12 protein-coding genes and 1 rRNA gene are annotated in these 22,430 nt (G+C 50.4%); 10 read left to right on the top strand and 3 right to left on the bottom strand.

Annotated features, from left to right (window positions below; all coding sequences use genetic code 11):
* The first annotated feature begins 31 nt into the window (after positions 1–31).
* A complete protein-coding gene (locus tag AB4Z29_RS26225; protein ID WP_441945928.1) occupies positions 32–388 on the top strand; it encodes a phage integrase SAM-like domain-containing protein in 357 nt (118 codons plus the stop codon).
* 356 nt (positions 389–744) lie between these two features.
* Here the strand turns inward: AB4Z29_RS26225 and AB4Z29_RS26220 are convergent, their stop codons facing one another.
* Complete coding sequence (locus AB4Z29_RS26220; RefSeq protein WP_441945927.1) at positions 745–1,713, bottom strand: metal-dependent hydrolase; 969 nt, start codon at positions 1,711–1,713, stop codon at positions 745–747.
* A gap of 51 nt (positions 1,714–1,764) precedes the next feature.
* On the bottom strand, positions 1,765–2,949 hold the full coding sequence (locus AB4Z29_RS26215; protein WP_441945926.1) for a glycosyltransferase family 4 protein: 1,185 nt from the start codon (positions 2,947–2,949) through the stop codon (positions 1,765–1,767).
* Between the two features lie 275 nt (positions 2,950–3,224).
* Between AB4Z29_RS26215 and AB4Z29_RS26210 the strand changes: the two genes are divergently transcribed.
* The 6 genes from AB4Z29_RS26210 (at position 3,225) to AB4Z29_RS26185 (ending at position 19,828) form a co-directional block, all read left to right on the top strand.
* Positions 3,225–9,665, top strand: a complete 6,441-nt coding sequence (locus tag AB4Z29_RS26210; RefSeq protein ID WP_441945925.1) for an S-layer homology domain-containing protein — start codon at positions 3,225–3,227, stop codon at positions 9,663–9,665.
* 180 nt (positions 9,666–9,845) lie between these two features.
* Entirely contained in the window at positions 9,846–10,682 is an 837-nt protein-coding gene (locus tag AB4Z29_RS26205; protein WP_441945924.1) for a DUF3473 domain-containing protein, read from the top strand.
* A complete protein-coding gene (locus AB4Z29_RS26200) occupies positions 10,672–11,514 on the top strand; it encodes a class I SAM-dependent methyltransferase (RefSeq protein WP_441945923.1) in 843 nt (280 codons plus the stop codon). The genes AB4Z29_RS26205 and AB4Z29_RS26200 overlap by 11 nt, the downstream gene beginning before the upstream one ends.
* Positions 11,515–11,635: 121 nt before the next feature.
* Positions 11,636–13,498 carry a 3'-5' exonuclease gene (locus AB4Z29_RS26195; protein ID WP_441945922.1) on the top strand — a complete coding sequence of 621 codons (1,863 nt, stop codon included), beginning with the start codon at positions 11,636–11,638 and terminating at the stop codon, positions 13,496–13,498.
* 202 nt (positions 13,499–13,700) lie between these two features.
* Positions 13,701–14,552 carry an ornithine carbamoyltransferase gene (locus AB4Z29_RS26190; RefSeq protein WP_441945921.1) on the top strand — a complete coding sequence of 284 codons (852 nt, stop codon included), beginning with the start codon at positions 13,701–13,703 and terminating at the stop codon, positions 14,550–14,552.
* 305 nt (positions 14,553–14,857) lie between these two features.
* A complete protein-coding gene (locus AB4Z29_RS26185) occupies positions 14,858–19,828 on the top strand; it encodes an S-layer homology domain-containing protein (RefSeq protein ID WP_441945920.1) in 4,971 nt (1,656 codons plus the stop codon).
* A 67-nt stretch (positions 19,829–19,895) separates the two neighbouring features.
* Here AB4Z29_RS26185 and AB4Z29_RS26180 read toward each other — a convergent pair whose 3' ends face one another.
* Positions 19,896–20,459, bottom strand: a complete 564-nt coding sequence (locus AB4Z29_RS26180) for a guanylate kinase (RefSeq protein WP_441945919.1) — start codon at positions 20,457–20,459, stop codon at positions 19,896–19,898.
* 98 nt (positions 20,460–20,557) lie between these two features.
* Between AB4Z29_RS26180 and dgt the strand changes: the two genes are divergently transcribed.
* The 3 genes from dgt to AB4Z29_RS26165 form a co-directional block, all read left to right on the top strand.
* Positions 20,558–21,142: a dGTP triphosphohydrolase gene (gene dgt / locus AB4Z29_RS26175; protein WP_441945918.1), complete on the top strand. Its 585-nt coding sequence runs from the start codon at positions 20,558–20,560 to the stop codon at positions 21,140–21,142.
* 37 nt (positions 21,143–21,179) lie between these two features.
* A complete protein-coding gene (locus tag AB4Z29_RS26170) occupies positions 21,180–21,890 on the top strand; it encodes a hypothetical protein (RefSeq protein WP_441945917.1) in 711 nt (236 codons plus the stop codon).
* Positions 21,891–22,346: 456 nt separating this feature from the next.
* Positions 22,347–22,430, top strand: a 16S ribosomal RNA gene (locus AB4Z29_RS26165); the annotation flags it as partial.

The following is a 22,430-nucleotide window of genomic DNA, read 5'->3' as shown; positions in this document are numbered from 1 at the left end:
AAATCAGCTCAATTATCATGTGAACAAATAGTTGGACATTAGAGCAAACAGATGCAGTGTATCAAGGATAGGTGAGTTTATGAGTCTGTTAAATGAATTTGAAGATTGGTTAGTTTCCAAGGACAAAAAATCTGGGAACACATTAAGTGCGAGTTCAGCTTATAAATATGCCCGGGCTATAAAAACTATCTCAGATGATATGATCAAAATAGGGCTCTTAGAAAAAAAATTTTATGTAAATAATTCTATGCAAGAATTAAAAAAGGACATCGAACGAATTAAGAATAATGATTTCTTTTTTAGCAAAAACAATATCGGCCACAATATGTATAGTGTGGCTCTTGATCATTATTTAAGCTTTTTACAAGAAAGAGAATTATTTCTCTAGAGGGAAACTCTGCAAAAAAAAAGCAAAGTAAACTTCTACCGGGAAAAATATTAGGTTTAGAAAAAAGCATTCCGTTTCCTCGTATGCTTATAGCCTACTATTCAATGGATCTCCGATTTACGGTACTCCAAAGCTGTCGAAGACAGTAATGATTGCAGTGACACCCAATCTGACGAGCTTAACTGTTACCGGAAAATATACCATTTGGTTCTCTGTACGCAGGATTACAATGCCTCGACGAAGTTAATGAAGTGGCGCTTTACGAATCAAACAGATTGGAGTCAAAGAATCCATTAAGATTCTCCTATTCCCTTCTGCTTTACGCTTTCGAGTGCCCTCTTTCAAATTGCCAATCATCAAGCAAAAGGAGGCTCCCACATCTTTTTCCTCCACCCGATCGTGTCCCCGGTTACCTGCAGTCGTTCATCTAACGTGACATCCATCCCGAAGGGGAGATTATGCCCATGTCGAAAACGGATGTCGCGCAGCTCGACAAGGTACCCGTTCTGAAGCTTCTGACAGGAGATATGAACATGATGCGTGAAATGGAGAAACGTACGCACGCCATCGTTGCCCATCGCCGCTTGAACCACATCGTTCTGTTCCCCTTTCTCGAAGATGACTTCTTCCTCGAACGTCAATCCGCGAATCGAGCCCGTGATATAAGCCTGCCCGGTTTCACGGACATACTTCCACTTATGGGGGAGTCCGCGCGGAATCAAAAAGGAATAACCGGCAGTTCCGTATCGCCTGCGAACGTGTCGCAGCATGATGCGGCCGATCACAATACGGTATCCGATAAAGAAAAAGGTTAACGCATAGACGAGCGGGAAAATAGCCGTTGCCCCGAAGACACCGAACAGCCATAGCAGCAGCCCCGCAGCATGAAGAACGAACAGGATCGGATCGAAGATTGGGATGGTGTTGGCATGGAACCATTTTCGTGAAACCGGCCTGAAGCATTGCACGCCGTATGCATTGAACAAGTCAAGGAAGACGTGAAATACGACCCCGGCCATCGTCCATAGAAATATCGGGACCAGATAGGCCCAGGCATGAAAGGAGAGGGCAATCAAGGGGGCAAGGACAGCAGGCCACCCCGCGAGCATGAGCAGAGAATGACTGAAGCCCCGATGATGCTGCAAGTACGATTTGTACCCGCGAATACGAATGACGGCATCGAAATCAGGGGCGTTCGACCCGATGATTGTCGCCGCGCATAATCCGTAAATGACGGTCGAATGGCTCATAAAAGCGGGATCGGCAAGTGAAATCGCCAGCCCGCCCAAGGTGGCGCCAGTAAGAAGATGTGTTCCGGTATCCATATCCCTGTACCTCCTCATGAAGCTCAGATGTGAGCATTCCCCGTTCTATCTTCAAGCCGTTTCGCTTTCTTCACGGATGCATGCCATCGTTTGTCTCGCAGCGGCCAGCTGGTTATGCTCCGTTTCTGCAATCTGCACGCAGCGTGTGTAAATCGACTCCATTGCGAGGTCCCATGTGCGCGTGAGCGCAAAAGCTCGGGCGTTTACCCCGAAATCCTGCCAGTCCCCCGGATGCTCAATCCAATCGGTCAATGCAGCTAGAAAGCTATCCGTATTTCTCGGCTTCGCATGCATACCGGTCTTCCCGTGCTGAACAATCTCGGTCACGCCTCCGCTGTCGGCAACAATAGAAGGTAGCCCGGACGCTGCAGCCTCCAATACGACGTTACCGAATGTTTCGGTCGATGAAGGGAACACGAACAGATCCGAAGAAGCGTAAAACTCTGCTAATGCTTCACCACTCTGATAGCCAGCGAACGTAGCATTCGGAGGAGCTTCCTGTCTGGCCTGCTCCATCATGGGGCCGTCGCCGACGATGAGCCAGTGGACTTGCCCGCGAATTTCTTCAGGCAGTTGATGCATCAGTTGAAGCAGCATATCCAAATCCTTCTCCGGCGCCAGACGGCCAACAAAGAGAAGCAGGTACCGCTCCTTAATCCCGAATTGCTCGCGAATGCGGTCCGAACTTTTCTCGGGCGTGAACAAATCGCAGTCCACCCCTCTGGTCCACAAAGCGAGATTGCACAGACCCTTGTCTTCCAGTCGGTTAATCGTCTCGAGAGAAGGAGCGAATATGGCGCTGCAGGAGCGGTGGAACCATTTGATATACGGCCAATAACAGGCACGGGCGAACGGAAAGCGATAGGAGTCGAGATAATGATCGAAATGGGTATGGTAAGAGGCGACTACTGGAATGTGCAGCTTCTGGGCGGCAGTTAGACCGGCGAGTCCGACATTGAAGGGGGTGGCGATATGGACAAGATCAGGCTTGAACCGAGAAAGCTGATGGCGAATCCGCAGCAAATTGGGAATGGCAAACCGATGTTCCGGATAGAGCAGGAGAGGAAGACTGGCGAGCCTGCACACCTCTTCTTCATAAGATGGTTCCGGAGCGGTAGGCACAAACAGCATGCATTCAACGCCATGATCGAACAAATAATCGATCCATCGCTTCAAAGTAAGGGCAACGCCATTAATCTGCGGGACATAAGTGTCTGAAAACACGGCAATTCGCATGGGATCACTCCTCTTCCGGGATGATATCCTCACAGTAGTGCATGATTATTATCTCTGATGCGCATTTGAGTAAAGAAATGATGAATTTACGCCGCAGAAGCGATGGTGACCCAGTTATAATTGGCAGGTTTACATAGTGCGTGTTCTTCTGCAGTAATTCCCTTCACAATCTCTTAACCCCCCACTAACATCCCAAACATACTCACTACTTATCATTACTTCTATGACGTTGTCCAAGGAACGGGCAGCGGTACTTCATGAGGAGGAATGAAATAGTGAGTAAGTATGTAAGGAAAACAAATGCATTCATTATCTTTGCTCTATTACTCTCGTTACTACAGCCGGCAATTATCGCTCATGCGGCTATTACAGATCTTCCAGCTACGGAATACGGCAAGGTCATCGACATTCGCCAAGCAGAGCTGGCACCGGGTGCGATGTATACCTGGATGGATATGGAGAATGAGAGAGGCCTCCAAAAAATACACGCGGTCGCTTTCGACCCGAAGAATCCGAATCTTGCGCTTCGTGCGGGCACGAAGGATGGGAAAGTATACGGCATGAAGGGCGTGACCGAAATGGCCGCTCACGCGGATGCACCGGGAAGCCGTGTCATTGCTGGAATTAACGGCGATTTCTATGAGATCAGCGGCTTCGCGACAGGTGTGCCGAATGGTTTGTTTATGGATGATGGCCGTATTCTGAATAGCGCTATCACCGCCTACGCTTTCGGATTGAAAGCCGACGGCTCCTCGATCTATGGCGCTCCGAAGCTGACGAAGACGGTTACGATCGGCGGCGTGACGACCAATCTTACGAGTATTAACCGTTACAGGGATACCAACCAGCTTGTCCTCTACACAGACGATTATAATACCTCAACAAAGTCGACGAATCTAGGCGATGAGGTCGTGCTGGATATCGTGGAGGGTGATGTGAAAAGCGGGCAGACGATGAAGCTGAAGGTGGCCGAGGTTCGCAAGGATCAAGGGGATACTAAGCTCGCCCAAAGCCAGGTCGTGCTGTCTGCATCCGGCACGTCTCGCGCGGTTATTGCGGGGCTCCAGACGGGTGACGAGATAACCGCGAGCTTTGCCCTAGACGGTGATTGGAGCCAAGTGACGGTAGCGATCGGGGGCCAAGGCCCTCTCGTGAAGGACGGCATCCCGCAATTGAATGTTGGGCCGGAGGGCGTTCATCCACGTACGGCAATTGGGACAAAAGCCGATGGAAGCATCGTCCTATTCGAGATCGACGGAAGGTCACCGGGCTTTAGCGAAGGCGTCGAAACGGATGAGCTGGCCATGATGCTGAAGGACATGGGTGTCGTTAACGGTATGAACCTTGACGGTGGCGGCTCGTCTACGTTCGTCGCAAAGCTGCCGGGAATGAACAAGGTGCAAATGCTGAATCAAGGCTCTGACGGCGGGGAGCGGAAGACGGGTAACGGATTGCTGCTCATTAACACCGCGCCTGAGCTTCAGTCCGCATCGAAGCTGGCGATTCAGCCGAACGCGCAGCGCATTCTGCAAGGCGCAACTTATACGTTCAAAGCAGCGGGCATCGATGCTAACGGACATCCGGCAGCTTATTCGGATGTGCTCAACTGGCAAGTTGATCCTTCGCTAGGAACGATTAATGCAGAAGGTGTTTTTACGGCTGGCACGGCAGCTGCGACGGGCATCGTTACGGCAGTAGCTGGCTCTGTACAGGGACAGGGAGAAATTGAGGTCGTCGATCAACTAACTGGACTCCAATTTCCTGATGTCATCAAAACCTATACCTCAGGAGCCAAAGCAACCTTGTCGTTGAAGGCATTGCGCAATGGACAAACGGTACAAGCCGACAACCATAGCTTTGAATGGCGAGTTGAAGGCAGCATTGGGACCGTGGATGAGAACGGAATTTTTGAGGCGACACAGGAGAACGGACAGCATGGCAAGATCTTCGCGAAATACGGCGACGTGGAAACCTCCTTCGAAGTGAATGTTGGTCTGCCGCCTGTCATGCTGGAGGATTTTGAATCCGGCTTAGACAAATACATCGCATCCAGCGCTGCCGCGAATTCCGTGAAAATCGTGGAAGTGACCGATCAGGATTATATTCGAAGCGGGAATAAGGCGCTGAAGCTGGAGTATGATTTTATCGGCAAAACGGGTACGTCTGGCGCATACTTGGCGGCAACGAGCACGCCGAACCGGATTCAAATTCCCGGTTATCCGGAGAAAATAAGCATGTGGGTATACGGGGACGGCAAGAAGCACTGGCTTCGCGCCCAGCTCAGGGATGGCAACAATGCGGCTATTCCGGTTGATTTCACGGATAATATCAGCGGCGTAGATTGGATCGGCTGGAGGTACCTTGAGGTGAACGTACCCAAAGGGAAAACGACGCCGCTTACAATGGACATGCCGGTCCGCTACATGGAGACCAGCAATGTGAAGAAGACGGATGGCGCGCTGTATGTCGACGATATTCGGGCGATCTACGGTCCCCTTGAGGAGGATACGACACCTCCGGTATTCAAAGATATTTATCCGGCTGAGAATGCGGTTATTAAAACCGCAACGCCAACGATTTCGGTCCATGGCGAGGATGCCGGCTATGATCCGATTAAGCATCCCGGCACGACGTTAATAGATCCGGCGAAAACACGCGTATATGTAGATGATCAGCCTGTGGAGCATGGCTTCCACCCGCCTGCTGGCCTCATCACGTACAAGCCGACGATTCCCCTTGCAGAGGGACGCCATAAGGTGAAGATAGCGATTCGCGATATGGACGGCAATCAGACGATCAAAGAATGGTATTTCATGGTCAACCTAGGCTCGCCCTATTATGTATACGACACGCCAATGGAGCAAAATGTCGGCAACACGTATACGTTGAATATTCGCGCAGAGAAAGCTAGCAAGCTGAAGGAAGGGCATCTTGCCTTTCAATTTGACCCGACAGCCGTAAAGGATATGAAGCTTATCCGCGGCAGCAAGGTGCAGGAGAGCCAGCTGGAGGCGGTTATTGATGCGGCGCAAGGCAGCGTTCGATTAAATATATTACATTTAAATGAGGCTAATCTTGCTGACACGGATCTGATCGGACAGATCGAATATACGGTTCGTAACGATTATATTGGCCCGTTGACGCTGGAGCAGGTGGCGGTTGAAGTGTCGAAGCCGCTCATTATTGCGAATACGTCAGGGTCTGTCATCTCCACGGAGGGAGCAGGTACGCCGATTAGCTTCATAGGAGCTGCTGCGCAAGCGAATGTGAAGACGCAGCTGAAGCTGAACTGGGATCATTTTGCAATCGGCATGGGTTACGAGGCAGCTTTCAAAGTGACAGCCATGCAGGACGATGCGGCAGTTGCGGATGCGAGGCTGTTATTCAATCAAATAGAGGTTACAGATGCGGCATCTGGAAGTGATGGTAAGCTGACTACGTCGGCAGTGACCGGGGCAGCAGGCACATATACGGTGCAAGCGGTAAAAGGCAGCGCATATAGCCCGGTCATGACATTCAAGGTGGCGCCATATGCCGGAACGGCAGCGCCGCGCAATATGAATGTGACGATGGGCAGCGATCCGAGCACGTCACGCCAATTCACTTGGCAGACGGATCCGCTCACGATGGATACGGTTCTTGAGCTGGTGAAGCAGTCGGCATTCACAAGCTTCGAGGACGATAATGTAACACGAATTACAGGCGTAAGCTCCATCTATAACACCAATAATGACGGAACGATGCGTGTCCACAAAGCGGAAGCTGCACAGCTTGAGCCGGATACGGCGTATGTATTCCGTGTCGGCGACGGCAAGACCAATGTGAGCCAGCAAGGCGCGTTCCGAACAAGCGCGGCTGTTGGCGATACGATGAAGTTTTTGTTTATCGGCGATTCGCAGGCTGACTCGAAGGCGGGCTTCGCGCTTTGGGGCAATACGCTGGACAAAGCTATGGCCTACATGCCGGATGCGGAAATGCTCGTCCATGCGGGAGATATTGTCGACAAAGGGTACGAGCAAGAGCAATGGGATTGGTGGTTCGAAGCGGCTCAGGAGAAGCTTCTTCATACGACGCTTGTACCTATTATCGGAAATCACGAGGTGATGGGCACGAACGGTGCAGGCGACTATTTGGCCCAGTTCCATAATCCGCAAAACGGTGCGGCAAGCGTAAAAGGCTCGAACTACTCCTTCGACGTGAAGGATACGCATTTTGTCGTGATGAATACGGAAATGTCCAACCAGATTTTTGATGAACAGGCACAATGGCTGGATAATGATTTGGAAAAGACGGACAAAAAATGGAAGGTCGTCTTCTTCCACCAAGGTCCGTATGGCAGTATTTATGCGAATGAAAAGGTTCAATCGACGTGGGTTCCGGTCTTCGACAAGCATGGCGTGGATCTCGTCATGAACGGACATGACCATATTTATATGCGCTCCTATCCGATGAAGGATGGCAAACAGGTTGCTGAGGGACAGGGCACGCGGTACGTAATCGGCGGCTCATCGGGTCCTAAGTTTTATGCGCTCACTCCGCGCTACTGGCAGGAGAAGATTTTTGATGAGAATGCGCAAATCTTCACGGCAGTTGAAATCACTAAAAATGAGATAGTCGTGATAGGCCGAACGGTGGATGGCCGTGAGATTGACCGCTTTGCTATCGCTAAGTTTGAACCGGAGTCGGTTACGCTGGACCGATCAACTGTGGAGCTTGAAGCAGGCCAGACGATCGCGCTGAAAGCGGAAGTGCTGCCGGACCAAGCTACTGCGAAAGAGCTGGTATGGTCAGTTGCTCATTCGGCGCCTGAGGGTGCGGTTAGCGTTAATGAGTCGGGCCTTATTACAGCAGTGAAGCCGGGACAAGCAACGGTAAGGGTAGCAGTTATCGGGTACCCGGATATATTCGCAGAGAGCATCATTACGGTTACCGATGTGCTGCAAGGCATTACGATTAAAGGGGAAACGGCGCTTCAAATAGGTGCTGAGGATACGACAGTAGTAGAGGCAGTATATGGCTCAGGCAAAAAAGAGGTCATTTCTGAGGGTCTTGTTTTTGCCAGCTCGAATGAGGAGGTCGCCGATATTAGCGAAGCGGGCCTCGTACATGCTAAGAAAGAAGGCACGACGGAAATATCCGCGGCTTATAAAGGATTTAGCGCCAAATATGAGCTGACGGTTACAACGAACGAGCCGGAGATCACGTTGAGCAAGCTGGAGCTGAGCGAGCTGCCGCTCGAAATGACTGTAGGTCAATCGGCTAAAGTAAAACTGACTGCGATCTATAGTGACGACAGCACCAAAGACGTCAGCGGGGAAGCAGAGCTTGCGAGCAGCAGCCCATCCATCCTCGAGATTACGGATGGCGGCATCGTTGTGGCTTTGCAAACAGGAGAAGCGGCGATTACGGCAAGCTATGGCGGCAAAAAGACAGAGCTTGCGATTAAAGTGCTGCCAAAGGCGACACCGACACCGACTCCGACGCCAGTTCCAACGCCAGATCCAACGCCAGATCCAACGCCTAGTCCAACGCCAACAGTGACGCCAACGGCAACACCAACGGCAGCACCAACAGCGACGCCAACTCCTGATGTGTCCGGTGTGGTGAAAGTGACGGATAAGCAGCTGGCGGATAAAAATGCGAGCGGCGAGGTTGTGATTGTGACGAATGCCCAGCTTAAAGAGCTGGTATTACCGGGTAACACGGCTGAGCTGCTCGCTGGAGCTCCGTTCAAGGTAGAGGCTATGAATCTAGCGATCAGCATTCCCGCGCAGCTTCTGGCACAATTAACGCAGCTGCTTCCAGCTGATCAAGTGAACAAGAGCACCATTTCTTTAACAGCCAAAGCTGTAACCGGCAATGAAGCAGAAAGCTTGCTAGAGCAGGCGAGCAATCAAGCTGGAGCCGGGCTGCAGCTCGCGGGCGGACTGCTCGAATTCAGCTTGACGATGAAGACAGAGTCCGGCCAATCAGTCACGTTAAGCAAGTTCGAGCAGCCGCTCACGATCTCTTTTGCCGTGGATCCGTCAGCGGATACAAGCTTGATCGGCATTTACTATTTGGCTGATGATGGCAAGCTTCAATATGTAGGAGGCAAGTTGGCGAACGGAAGATTGACGGCGACGGTCAACCATTTCAACAAATATGCGGTGCTGGAATATGATAAGTCCTTCCTCGACATGCCGCAAACGCACTGGGCAGCGAAAGCGGTGAAAGAGCTTGCGGCCAAGCAGCTCGTTCAAGGCGTATCTGCTGAACGGTTTAACCCGGGCCAAGCAGTCACACGCGCTGAGTTTGCAGCTATGCTTGTGAGGGCGCTTGGTATAACAGGGCAAGGAACTTCGCAGTTTGCGGATGTAGCTCCTCAGAAATGGTATGCAAACGAGGTCGCGCTTGCCGAGCGAGCAGGGATCGTAAATGGCGTAAGTGGGAAGATGTTCTCGCCTAATGCGACCGTTACCCGTCAAGAAATGGCGGCTATGCTCGTCAGGGCTTATCGCTATGCGATGAACGATCAGGCTGCTGTCCTTGCAAGCAAGGGAAGATTCACGGACACGGGGTCAACTCCCGATTGGGCCAGCACCGCAATTGAATCGGCTGCGGAGCTTGGACTGATGAACGGACGCACGGCTGAGCTGTTTGCCCCTAAAGCAAACGGTTCAAGAGCCGAGAGCGCTCAAATGATCGTGAATTTGCTTAACAGCATGAACGAATAGCTATTTCATAACAAGACAAAAGAGCAGAGCAACAAGTAGTTTCTACTTGGCGCTCTGTTCTTTTTTTGCTGGAAGAAAAGCACGCAGCCTCTGCCTTATCCTCCAAAATCATTCAAACTCATACAAATGTTGCCATAACAAGACGTATGAGGAATAATAGGGGAGAAGGGTGGGGTAGTCATGAGAATGGCTTTTACTGTCGATGTGGAGGACTGGTTTTGCAGCCCGGATTTGTCGCTCTCGGAGTGGGAGGGCTATGCCTTAAGGCTGGAGAAGCCGGTTCATCAAATCCTGGATTTATTGGACGAGCATGCGGCGACAGGTACTTTTTTCACACTCGGCTGGATTGCTGAACGGAAGCCCGAGCTCATCAAAGAAATACACCGTAGAGGTCATGAAATTGCATCGCACGGATATTCCCATCGCTTGGTCTACAAGCAGTCACCCGAGCAGTTCAGGCAAGACATACGCAGGTCAAAGGACATTCTCGAGCATACCATAGGCGCCAAGGTGAACGGGTACCGCGCCCCTTGCTTTTCCATGACGGATGGGGGATTGGAAATCCTTATCGAAGAAGGCTTCACGTATGATTCAAGCCTCATCCCGAATACCTTCAACAAGCTTTACGCCAAGTTTGATTTGCCGGCTTCGAGCACCCATGCCTACCAAATCCGGGAAGCACTATGGGAAATACCGTTGCCGGTGTACGATATGAACGGTATCCATATTCCTTGGGGCGGCGGCGGTTATTTTCGCATATATCCGTACGCGGCATTCCGTTTAGGCGCTAGAAAAATAATAAAGAAACGCGACGCCTTCGTTTTTTACATACATCCGTACGATCTGGATCACGAACAGCCGCATATCTACGATACCTCCAAGCTTAACAGCTTCAGGCGATATTATGGCCTCGCCCATACGCATATGAAATTAAAACAGCTTTTGTCCGATTTCAAATGCATGTCGATTCGCAGCTATTACCCACGGGTTGGAGGGGAGCGGAAAGTTGGATCTTAAAGCGCAAATCATTTTAGAAAGCGTTTTATTGGCGGGAACGGCTTATTTCTTCAGCATAGAGAACGGAATACGCTGGGGAAGCGGTGAGCTCCCAAACCCAGAAGTCAGGCGAAGCTTGCTGGCAAAAGGCGTGATATCCAGCGATGGGAAGCTCATTGATCCTTCGTTCGGATATGCCTGCTACGAGCACTATAGGCAGCGATACAAGCCGGACTCCTTTGATCGCCTACTTCAGCAGGAAGCAGATCAACACCGCAGAATACTGGATTTATGCTGTGGAGCAGGCGCCACCATATTTTCCATGCTCCAGCAGGGGCCGGAGCTCATCTATGGGATTGACGCTGATGCGGAGCAGACGGCGTTGCTGGAGGCGCTGCTTCGCTGCACGAATATTCCTGACCATCAGGTTATAGCGAAAACCGCGGATGCGCATCACATTCCGCTGGGCGATGCAGCTGTTGATATGGCCATATGCCGAGCAGCGCTGCAGTATTTGGATGCGGAGCAGACGTTGGAGGAGCTTTACCGGGTGCTTTCCCCAGGCGGGAAGGTGTTTTTGCTCGTTCATGGCTCCGGTTATAACTGGGACTATCTTTTTACGAGGAAAGGCATTCTCAAGCTCAAAACGTTCTCATTCGTCAAAAGCAGGCTATACCGTTCACGAGTCGCCGAGCCAGCGTTCAGCCGCTCGCAGGCGAATTATTTTACGACGAAGATGTTGGGCAAAATGCTGGAAGCGCAGGGGTTCCGCCATATTCAGCTGCATACCTTTGCGGACTCGATGCGGCTAGGCGTGCTTCCGGTCTATTTTGCAATGACCGCGGTGCGATGAGGATGTATGACTTGCGTAGAACGGTCTGAAACGCTGCTTTTAGAGAGGATTGGCTACCCATTGGCCTCAATATTCTTTATAATTAAATGAACGAGAATAATAGAATGAGAGGTGACAAAAGATGGCATACATGATCCCTGAGGTGATTCGAAAGAGCGCGACAGCGGGAGAGCGATTGGTGTTTCGCACGCTGAAGACGTATTTGGCAGAAGATTACGTGGTTTATTTCGAACCGGAAATCGAGGGGGATCGGCCTGATTTTGTCATTATAGGTCCGGATCTTGGGCTAGTGGTGCTCGATGTGAAGGATTATACGAAGTCTTCTATCGTTCAGATCGATGTCGACGAATGGCAGATTCACTCTTCTGCGGGACGGATGGAAGCGGTGGAGAATCCCTATAAGCAAGCTAGGAACAGAGCGCGGCGGATCGCGAGGCAGCTTAAGAATGATCCGCAGTTGGCCTTGCAGCGGGAAGGACAAGCAGGCATTCTGAAGTTTGCTTGCGGCCATGGAACCGTATTTACGCGAATGGAGCAGGAGGATTTCGAGAGGCTTAGCCTCTGCGATGTCATGTCCCCGACGTTTGTGCTCTGCCGTAATGAAATAGATGCGGATCGGGAAGGCTTCTCAGCTGATCTGCTCATTGAGAAAATACATGGCATGTTTACGGAGTGGAGCCGCAAAAGGTATATGCTGCAGCTTGCTGATATGCAGGCCATCCGCAGCCATTTATACCCTGAGGTACGTCTGAGCTCCGAGTTCCGTCAGCTCCCTGATGAGCAGGACCAGCTTCTGCTGTCGCTCCACCAGATTGAGGCGATGGATGTGCAACAGGAGCTTGCCGCGAAGCTGCTTTCGGATGACGGGAATGCTGCGATAGGCATTGGCAGTAAATCGCTTATGCTTGTTAACCGGGCCAAGATTATTGCCAAGCATCATCCAGAATGGAAAATTCTTATTTTGAGCCACAGTCATACGATATCGGGAAGCCTTCAAAAAATGGTTGATGAGCTCATGGAGGAGCCTGAGGATTTATTCGATTGGGTGATGCTCGAGGAACAGAAGGATGATAAGAAACGGAAGCATAATGTCGAGGTTTATTATTTTCATGAGTGGCTGAGCAAGGTGCTGAATGTAAGGGAATCGGGTATTGCAGGCCTGATTGAGAAGCTGGAGAGCAACGAGGCGATTCTTCCGACGTATGATGCGATTCTGATCGACAAGGGTCAGCAATTCGACCGCGAGTGGCTAAGGCTGCTGAACCAACTGCTTAATCCTAGCATGGCTGCTGCGAGTACGGAAAGCAAGGAGCGTTCGCGCATTCTATCCGTCAACTACCGCAATACAGCCCAGATTGTTCAATTCGCTTGGCGTTTCTATCAACAACATTCGCTGCTGGATAATAAGATGCAGGAAGGCTCGATTGACGGCGTTGCGTTGATTCCTCCCCATAGCACGAGGCGCAAAGGTTCGGAGCCTGCGATTCTGCGCTGCCGCAATCTGCAAGAGGAGCTGGAGGCCGTCGTCAAGCGGATTCATTACCTGCATAGCGAGAGGAAGGTTCCCTACGGGGAAATGGTTATTTTGTATCGCGTCAAAAATAACTACTATTCCTCCTATATTGATCTGATTCGCAAAGAGCTGCGGCGGCAGGGCCTTCCGTTTCAATGGTTATCGGAGGAGAATGCCGATACGATTCAGGCATTAGGCGACTCGAATGACGCCAACGCCATTGCCATATCGTCTGTGGACGATGCGAGAGGACGCGATTACCGCGCAGTATTTCTTGTGAATACGGAGAATATGCCCTACGCCTTGGAAGAAGCCGAGGAACGCGAGACGGCAAGGTTTTATATGGCAATGACCCGCGCACTGGATTGGCTGTTTATATCCTACAGCGGCGACTCTAGGTTCACCCTATACCTGGACGAGATTCAGCAGCAGCGCAAGGAAAAGAAGCCTGCTTCAAGGAACATGGGATAAGCGGAAGTGTTTCGGGCGCTTTTGACATGAACCCATCCGATCTTGAAAGGCTTGCCAAACTTATATCTGCTTTCGTTTCCGAAGAATCCCTGTAACAACTGCAGGGATTCTTCTCGTTCCGGTTGACAAAACATAGCGCACGCCTTAAATTGAATGTTAATTCATTACTATGAATAAATATTCACTACAAGGAGCCGAAGCGATGAAACACTTATTGTCTTTAAAAGAATGGGACGCGGAGAAGATTCAAGCCATCATTGAACGGGGGATCGAGGTTAAACGCAGTCCCGAGCAGTTTTACCATGCCGCCGAGCGGAAAGGGCTGCTAATGCTTTTTCAAAAAACATCGACTAGAACGAACTTGTCCTTTCAATCCGGTATGAACCAAATGGGCGGGTATTCAGTTGTGATGGACTGGGACGCCAGCAACTTCAGTCTCTCTCCCATCCAATATGAAGCTCGGTATGCATCCAGAAATTGCGATGTCATTATGGCAAGGCTCAAGAAGCACACCGACGTGCTTGAACTGGCAAAATACGCTAGCGTTCCCGTTATTAACGGCTGCTGCGAGAAATATCATCCCTGTCAGGCGCTCGCGGACTTGATGACCATTTACGAGGTAGCGGGAACGTTCAAGGGGATTACGTTAACGTATGTCGGCATTCATAACAATGTAGCCAATTCCCTTGTCGCCGGCTGTATGACTATGGGCATTAAGCTTCTGCTGGTCACGCCAATCATCAACACTCCGTCATGGGATGAAGAGCTTATGCGGGAGGCTTATCAAAGCGGGTATGTCGTCAATGTGAGCAGCTTGTCCGAAGCAGCCGCGCAATCCGATTTCGTATATACGGACACATGGATTGATATGGAGTTTTTTCATGAGGAGCATTATGAGGAAGAGAAGAATAAAAGGCTGGTGACAATGCTTCCTTTCCAGCTGAACAAACGGAATCTTGCGGGCCATTCGCCTTATATCATGCATGATATGCCGATCCATCCGGGCTTTGAGATTGAAGCCGAGCTGGTTGAAGCGGAACGCTCGATCATCTAAGAACAGAATGCATGTACAGAAAGCGCTGCTTCTGGACCTGCTTGTCATAAGCTGACGTTCTATTCTACTTTTCTGGGGCGGAGGGGAAGTCCTGTTCCATAATCGACGATTCGTGCGATGATGCTGAGTGCAACAGGCAGCAAAGTCGCATACATCAAGACATATCTGCCTAATCTCCCTTTCAAGCAGCCAATTACTTAAGAAAGCTGTCCATAATGTGGGATTTGCCGCATTAGGCCGTTGTCCATTTCCCTCTATACTTATTTGTGAAAGGGCTTTCACAAGTGAGCAAAGGGGGATTTATAATGAGGCTAGCTTTTCAAAAATGGTTCAGTTTGGCATTAGTATTCGCAGTCCTCGCATCGACCGTGGTTATTCCGGCTCCGCATGCGCAGGCAGCAGCAGGGGAACCGGCCGCTGCGGCAGTCGGCCCTGCAGCGATTCATGCCTATCAGCAATCGGCTAAATACGTGGCTTCGTCGAACTACACGTTAAAGGCGAACGGGGTGGATATTCCGGTAATCAAAGCGTATAACGACTATGATTATGCGAATTTCTCAGCGTCCGAGGGGGCAATTACGTACGAGCTCACGATACTGAACACGGATAAGGTCCATGAGTATGCCATCAGCCCGAAAAAGCTCGGCATCAAGGCTGATTCGGTCGTCGGCAGGACGATTACATTCACGACGCAGAAGGATGAATATCTGATCGTCATGATGAATAACCGTACGACCAAGATCGTTATTGCTGCCGATCCAGCGGAAACGGATGTGCCGAACGCTTCTGGTATCGGTATTTTTAACGTGACTGCAGCGCCATACGGCATCACGGCTACGGGCGAAAAAACGGGCGTGACGGAGAGAACGGCGGCGCTGCAGCAAGCGATTGATGACGCGAGCAGCTATGGTACGGCACAGGGAAATGGCGCGCAAGGCATCGTTTACGTACCGATAGGCACGTATTATATCGGAAATCTTGTGCTGCGCAGCAATACGGCGCTCTACATGCAGCCGGGAGCAACCTTTGTCGGTACAGGCAAAACAGCCGATTACACCGAGCATTGGTTCAAGGACTCGATGGGCCGTCCGGCTACGTGGTGGATTTCGACCGCATTCGATTCGACGAACATTAAGATTTACGGGCGAGGGACGATCGACGGCAATGGGCAGGCGCTGCATGATGACAAAAGCACGAACGGCAAAGGCATGATTAACAATCTCGTCGTGCCGATCGCGACAAGCGACTTCCAAATGGACGGGGTTATTATTAGAGAATCATCAGGCTGGGCGGTTGTGCCTGTTCGTTCCAATGATCTGATATTTACGAATCTCAAAATGTTCAACAGTCTCGGAATGGGCGAGAATGACGGCATTGATATATGCGAATCGCAAAATGTCGTCGTCCGCAATTCGATCGGCATCGCGCTCGATGATCCGTATTCCACCAAGGCTTGGCGGGAGGACACCGATATCTCCTCGGGCAAAGTGCCATGGCCTGGCAGCCCGGAGCCTGTCCAGAACGTGCTTTTTGAGGATGCGATCTCATGGACCCTATGCTACGGCTACAAAATCGGGCAAGGCGTCATGCAGGATCAATCCAACATTATCTTTAAGGACGGTGTCGTCTACAAGGCTGCCGTAGGCTTCGCTATCCATCATAAGTATGGCGCAGGCAGCGTGAGCGACGTAACTTTTGAGAATATCGACGTCGAGGACATCAGCGGCAAGAATGAAGACAACAGCGCATGGATGACGATGTTCACCATCAACGGCGGCAATGCCGGAGTCGGGCCGATTACGGGCGTTACGGTAAAAAATATTACGGTTCGCGACGCTGGCGAAAGCTTTTCGAAGCTAAAAGGCGTGGAGGGCGCGGAAATTTCCGACATTTCGTTCGAAAATGTGTACATGCCGGGCAAAGCACAGCCTGCAACCAATTTGCATGAGCTGAATTTTCTCAGCAAGGAGTTTTACAGCGGTGTGACCATTAAGCCCTTGCAGAACCCGGAGCCGCGGACACGCACGAACCTAGCGCTGCGCCAGCCGGCAATCGGATCGTCGAACGATGGGGCGGAGGATACGTCGCCATACGTGAACGATGGCAATTTGGCTACGCGTTTTGGGTCAAAGCGTGGCATTGATCCGGGCTGGATTTACGTTGATCTTGGTGAAACCAAGGCGATTAACGAAGTGAAGCTGTTCTGGGAAGGTGCCTATGGAAAAAGCTATCACATTCAAGTTGCCAACGACATAACAGATGAATCCAATTGGCAATCGGTATTCAGCACGACAACGGGCAAAGGCGGCGTTGAGACGGTCAAGTTTAACGAAGTGGACGCGCGATACGTACGGATGTACGGTACGGTGCGAGCAACCGTTTATGGCTATTCGATATGGGAGCTTGAGGTTTACGGGCCTGAAGTTTTCCCGGACAGCTTGACGCTGAACAAGTCGGCTTCTACGATCGCTACCGGTCAGACCGAGCAGTTAACGGCGACGCTGCTGCCAGCTGAGACGACAAACAAAAGAATCATCTGGTCTACGAGCAACGCTAACACGGCTACGGTCAGCAGCAGCGGTCTGGTTACGGCGCTTAGTACGGGAACAGCTGTCATTACGGCCAAATCGCAAAATGGCGACGTAAGCGCGAAAGCAACCTTTACCGTTACGGAGCCGGAAGCACCCATGACGGCTATTGCGCCGGATGACGCCAACATTGCGTACATTGGCCGCTGGGACAAAAGCTCGGAATCCGTGTACAAAAGCTATTGGCCGGGAGCTTCGCTGCGAACGTCCTTCACGGGGACGAACGTGCGGCTGAAATTAGGCAGCGCTGCGAACCTTTTCGTCAAGATTGACGATGGTGACTATCAGTCATACACCAATGCGAACGGAAGAGTTCTACTGACACCGACTCCGCTCGATGAAGGGACGCATACGCTGACTGTTGCATCTCGGGATGTGCTAGATGTTCTCGCCTTTGAAGGCTTGCTGCTCGACATAGGCGCAGAGACGGCGCAGCCGCCTAAGCGGGAGCAGCTCATTGAGTTTATTGGCGACTCCATTACGGTTGGCCATATGACTTCGAATGTTTCCGTCGCTTCATATGCGTGGCTGGCGGGCGAGCAGTTGAATGCCGATCATACGCAGATTGCATACACGGGCATTTGCTTGCAGACAGGCGTTGCATGCTACGCGCCGAACGCACTGGGAATGAGCGAGCAATATTTCAAGCTTCAGACCGGTGATTACCCTGATTCTCCTGCCTGGAATTTCAGTACGTATGAACCTACTGCCATTGTCATTAATCTAGGTACGAATGATGCGAAGTTCAATGTGGATGATGCAGCATTCCAAAATACGTACGCAACGTTTCTAGCAGACTTACGCAGCAAATATCCGAATACTAATATTTTTGCGCTGAGGACGCTAGGCGGCTTTAAAGCTGCGCCGACGCTTGCGGCGGTCAACAACCGGATCGAAGCAGGCGATTCGAAGCTTCATTATGTAGATACGACGGGATGGGTAGCCAGCTATCCGTCAGCCGATTTCATTGACAGCCTGCATCCATCGAGTGCCGGGCATGTGAAAATCGCAACTCGCTTAGCGGAATACATGATGCCTATTTTAGAAGGAACAGACCCAACAGACCCAACAGACCCAACAGACCCAACAGACCCAGATCCGTTGGATGCTCCTTCTATTATTGGAGCAACTGCTGGTGCTAGCAAAGTGGACTTGAGCTGGAAAGGCGTTGACGGAGCTGATGGGTACAATATTTATGTGAGCACGCAATCAGGTGTTTATGCGCAGAGAGCTGCAACCGTAACAGGCTCGGTCTACAATTATCAAGCGACAGAATTGAGCAATGGTACTGCATACTATTTTGTTGTAAAAGCATTTAACGACGCAGGCGAGAGCGCTGCTTCTAATGAAGTAAGCGCCGTGCCTCAGTCGAGCACGGGACCAGTTGAGCCGACCAATCCACCGGAGCCGGAGGGGCCGACTCCAACACCTACGCCATCCGGCTCTTCTGTATTGCTGAATGGCAAAGAAGAGCAGCTTGGAAGCGTTGAAACGACTAATACAGATGGTCAAACGGTCACTACCGTTAAGCTTGATGCCGTGAAGCTTACGAATAAGCTTGCAACCCTGCCGACAAATGCGGTCGTTTCGATCCAAGCGACTGCTCAAACGGACGTTATGATCGCAGAGTTGACGGCTGAGCTGATGGAAAGGCTCCAGCAGAAGGACGCCGTCATTGAGCTCAAAACAGCCGGAGCCGTATACGTGCTGCCAGCGGTTCTGCTTAATTTAGAAGCATTAGCGGAGTCGTTCGGCCAATCGACTGCGCTTGAAGCCATAAAGCTTCGTATTGAAATCAGCCATCCGGCCGCAGATGTTCAGAAGCTGTTGGAGGCGTCTGCAACGGAAGGCGGGTATGCTCTGATAGGCTCAGCCTATGATTTTAAGCTCACGGCAGTCCATGGAGATCAAACAACGGTAATCAACCAATTCAATGGATTCGTAGAAAGAACTATCGTTATTCCTAATGGTGTTGATCCTAGCTCGGTGACGACAGCTATCGTCATCGATTCAGACGGAACGGTGCGCCATGTGCCTACCAAAATCGTACAGAAGGACGGGAAATATGCTGCGGAAATAAATAGCTTAACGAACAGCGTTTATTCGCTCGTGAGTCATTCCGTACGTTTTACAGATATAGGCGGTCATTGGTCAGAGGAAGCGGTACATGATTTAGGTGCCCGATTGATCTTGAACGGAGTTAGTGCAGATCAGTATGCGCCAGAGCTAAACGTGACAAGAAGCGAGTTCGCTGCGATGGTTGTCCGCGCACTTGGACTTAGGTCGGTTAAGGCTGCCGATACTTTCTCGGATGTGGAGCCATCGGCATGGTATGCGGATGCGGTTGAAACGGCTAGTGCCTATCATCTCATTGACGGTTTCGAGGATGGAACATACCGGCCTCATGCGAGCATAACCCGGGAGCAGGCCATGACCATTCTCGCTAGTGCGATGAGGCTTACCGGGCTTAAGGCTAAGCTGCCTACTGCTGGTACGGAAATACTTGTAGATCAGTTTGCAGATAGAGAGGCTATTGCGGAGTGGGCGCTTAGCGGAATTGAGGATTGCCTGCAAGGCGGACTCTTACAAGGAAGAACGACTACGCAGCTGGCTCCCAAAGCGAATCTGACCAGGGCAGAGGTTGCCGCGATTATTCAGAGGCTTTTACAGAAATCGGAGCTTATCTAATAGACAGCAGTCATCAAAAAAAGAGCTCCCTCGTCCCAAGTGGGCAAGAGGAGCTCTTGCTTTGCCTTCAATCGTTTTGATTGCCCGCGATAATATTCCTTATGCGCAGCATCGTATCGTTGAAGTCAACATCGTCATGGTTCCAGACGATGACATCGGCATGCTGCGTATATTCGATGCTCAGTTCGTGCTGCTCTGCTTTTTGAATCCGATTATCGGTTTCTTCCGCTGCGCCTCCTCTTAGCTTAAGCCTCCGTGTTATGGTGCTAATATTCGCTCCGATATAAACGGCCACGGTATCCGTATACAACTGCTTAAGTGCGAGTACGCCGGCTAAATCAAGCACGATGTGCGCTTTGTCATCTTGTCGAAGCACGTCTTCAATGCTTGATTTTAATGTGCCATATTGGTACCCGTTGTAGCTAGTCCACTCAATAAAAGACTGCTCAGCGAGTGCATGCTCGAATTGCTCAGCCGTCATGAACTGATAATGGACCCCATTTTTCTCATGCGGTCTTGGAGGCCTCGTTGTAGCGGTAATGATTTTGGGGTAGCCAAGGACGGTCAGCTCCCTTTGAATTTCGGATTTTCCTGAAGCGGACGGTCCGTAGAATGCGAATATTTTACCCAAGGCGTAAGCGCTCCTTTGTGATCTGTTCAACAATCCCTTACATTAATGACCATATATTGCTAGAATGGCTCTAAAAGAACTCACCGGGGAGCGAGCCTATGATTCTGATCAATCATCCATCCAATCCGTTCTATAATGAAAAAGATACGGAGCGGCATTTCAATACGGAGAATGCGAAGCAGCGGATTTCGATCCGTGATGGCTTCGAGCGGGATTTCGGCAGGGTTATCCATTCGGCTGCGTTTCGCCGCCTGCAATCCAAGACGCAGGTAATCGGAATCAGCGAAGGCGATTTCCATCGGACACGGCTTACCCATTCCCTTGAAGTATCTCAAATTGCCAGAGGAATTGCCACAACGTTAAATGAAAAAGACGACTTCTTTCTAAATTCAGAGAACAAAATAGATATTTCTCTTATTGAAACGGCCGCTTTAGCGCATGATTTGGGGCATCCGCCGTTTGGACATCAGGGTGAGCGTGCTTTGAATAAATGCATGAGCGCCTTTCATTTGAATTTTGAAGGAAATGCACATACCTTTCGATTATTGACCAGCAGGGAAGGGGATCGTGAGGCGGGACTTGACCTGACTAGGGCATCGTTGCTGTCCATTCTCAAATATCCAGCGAGCATGAAGCGGGTCAACAATCCCGAAGCGGGTCAACAATCCCGAAGTGACGGTTAAACCGCCTAAAAGCAGTATTTTTGAAGAGGACGAGCCGGTGTTTGATTGGATTATAGAGGCGTTTGCGAAGGATGAGCAGGCTTACTTCACTAGCATATCGGAACCGACCGCTGGGAAGCACAGCAAAACAATAAACAAAACGTTTGAGTGCTCAATCATTGAACTGGCCGACGATATCGCTTATGCGACCTATGATTTGGAGGATGCTTTTAAGCTGAATTTGATCAAAAGAGAGGATCTATGCCAAGTAGTCGAGCGGCATAAAATGATCTCATCGGTCCGGATAGCGGAGGCGCTGCGCATTTTTCTGGATGCAAGTACCGACCGGCATAAACAGACGAAGCGATTTTTTGCTGATTTGGTTTCGGGGTTTATTCACGAAATTACGGTTAAAGACGTGCAGCCGCATTTTGCTTCTAATAGATTGCGTTATAAAGCGGTAATCGGCGATGAAGCGGCTCAGCTTCTGGAAGACTTGAAAACACTCGTCGTGGATCATGTCATTTTCTCGCAGAAGGTACAGACCTTCGAATGGCGCGGCGGTAAAATTATTGAGAAGCTGTTCGTTGCCATGCTGAATGACAAGAACCTGCTGCCCGAGGATGAAAAGACAAGCTGGAGCCCAGCCTCCGAGAGGCAGAATGCTAGATTGGTTTGCGATTACATTGCAAGGATGACAGATACCTATGCTTTGAAAATGTATTCGCGCCTTTACGAGGCGGCAGGCGGTAGGCTTTTCGATATTTAATTGGATAGATAATTAACGGCATCGACATAGGTCATAGACATCGAGATCCAGATCCAGATCCAGATCCAGGTCCAGATCCAGATCCAGGTCCAGATCCAGATCCAGATCCAGATCCAGATCCAGATCCAGATAGGTCATAGAAGCTTCTTGGTGGAGTTTCTATGATCTATATGATTTAAATAGTGTTTTTGAAGTTATTATATTTAATTTTAAAAAAAGACTTGCAATGATTATGTAATACATGATATATTCTAATTCCGGCCGAGAGAAACGCGCGGACGACAAGCAAAACAAACGTAGCAAACGAAAGAAAAGATTGCTCTTTGAAAACTGAACAACGAGTAACAACTGCCTCGCAAATCCTTCGGGATAAGCGAAAAAGCGATAACAGATGTAATGAGCATTTCAAACACCTGAAGCTTTTCGATTCGACATCGCGTCGAAGCGAAAACTTCTAATATGGAGAGTTTGATCCTGGCTCAGGACGAACGCTGGCGGCGTGCCTAATACATGCAAGTCGAGCGGATCTTGTCCTTCGGG

It is taken from the genome of Paenibacillus sp. 2TAB23 (genome assembly GCF_052115165.1).
GTDB lineage: Bacteria > Bacillota > Bacilli > Paenibacillales > Paenibacillaceae > Pristimantibacillus.
This window is presented reverse-complemented; position numbering and strand designations above follow the sequence as displayed.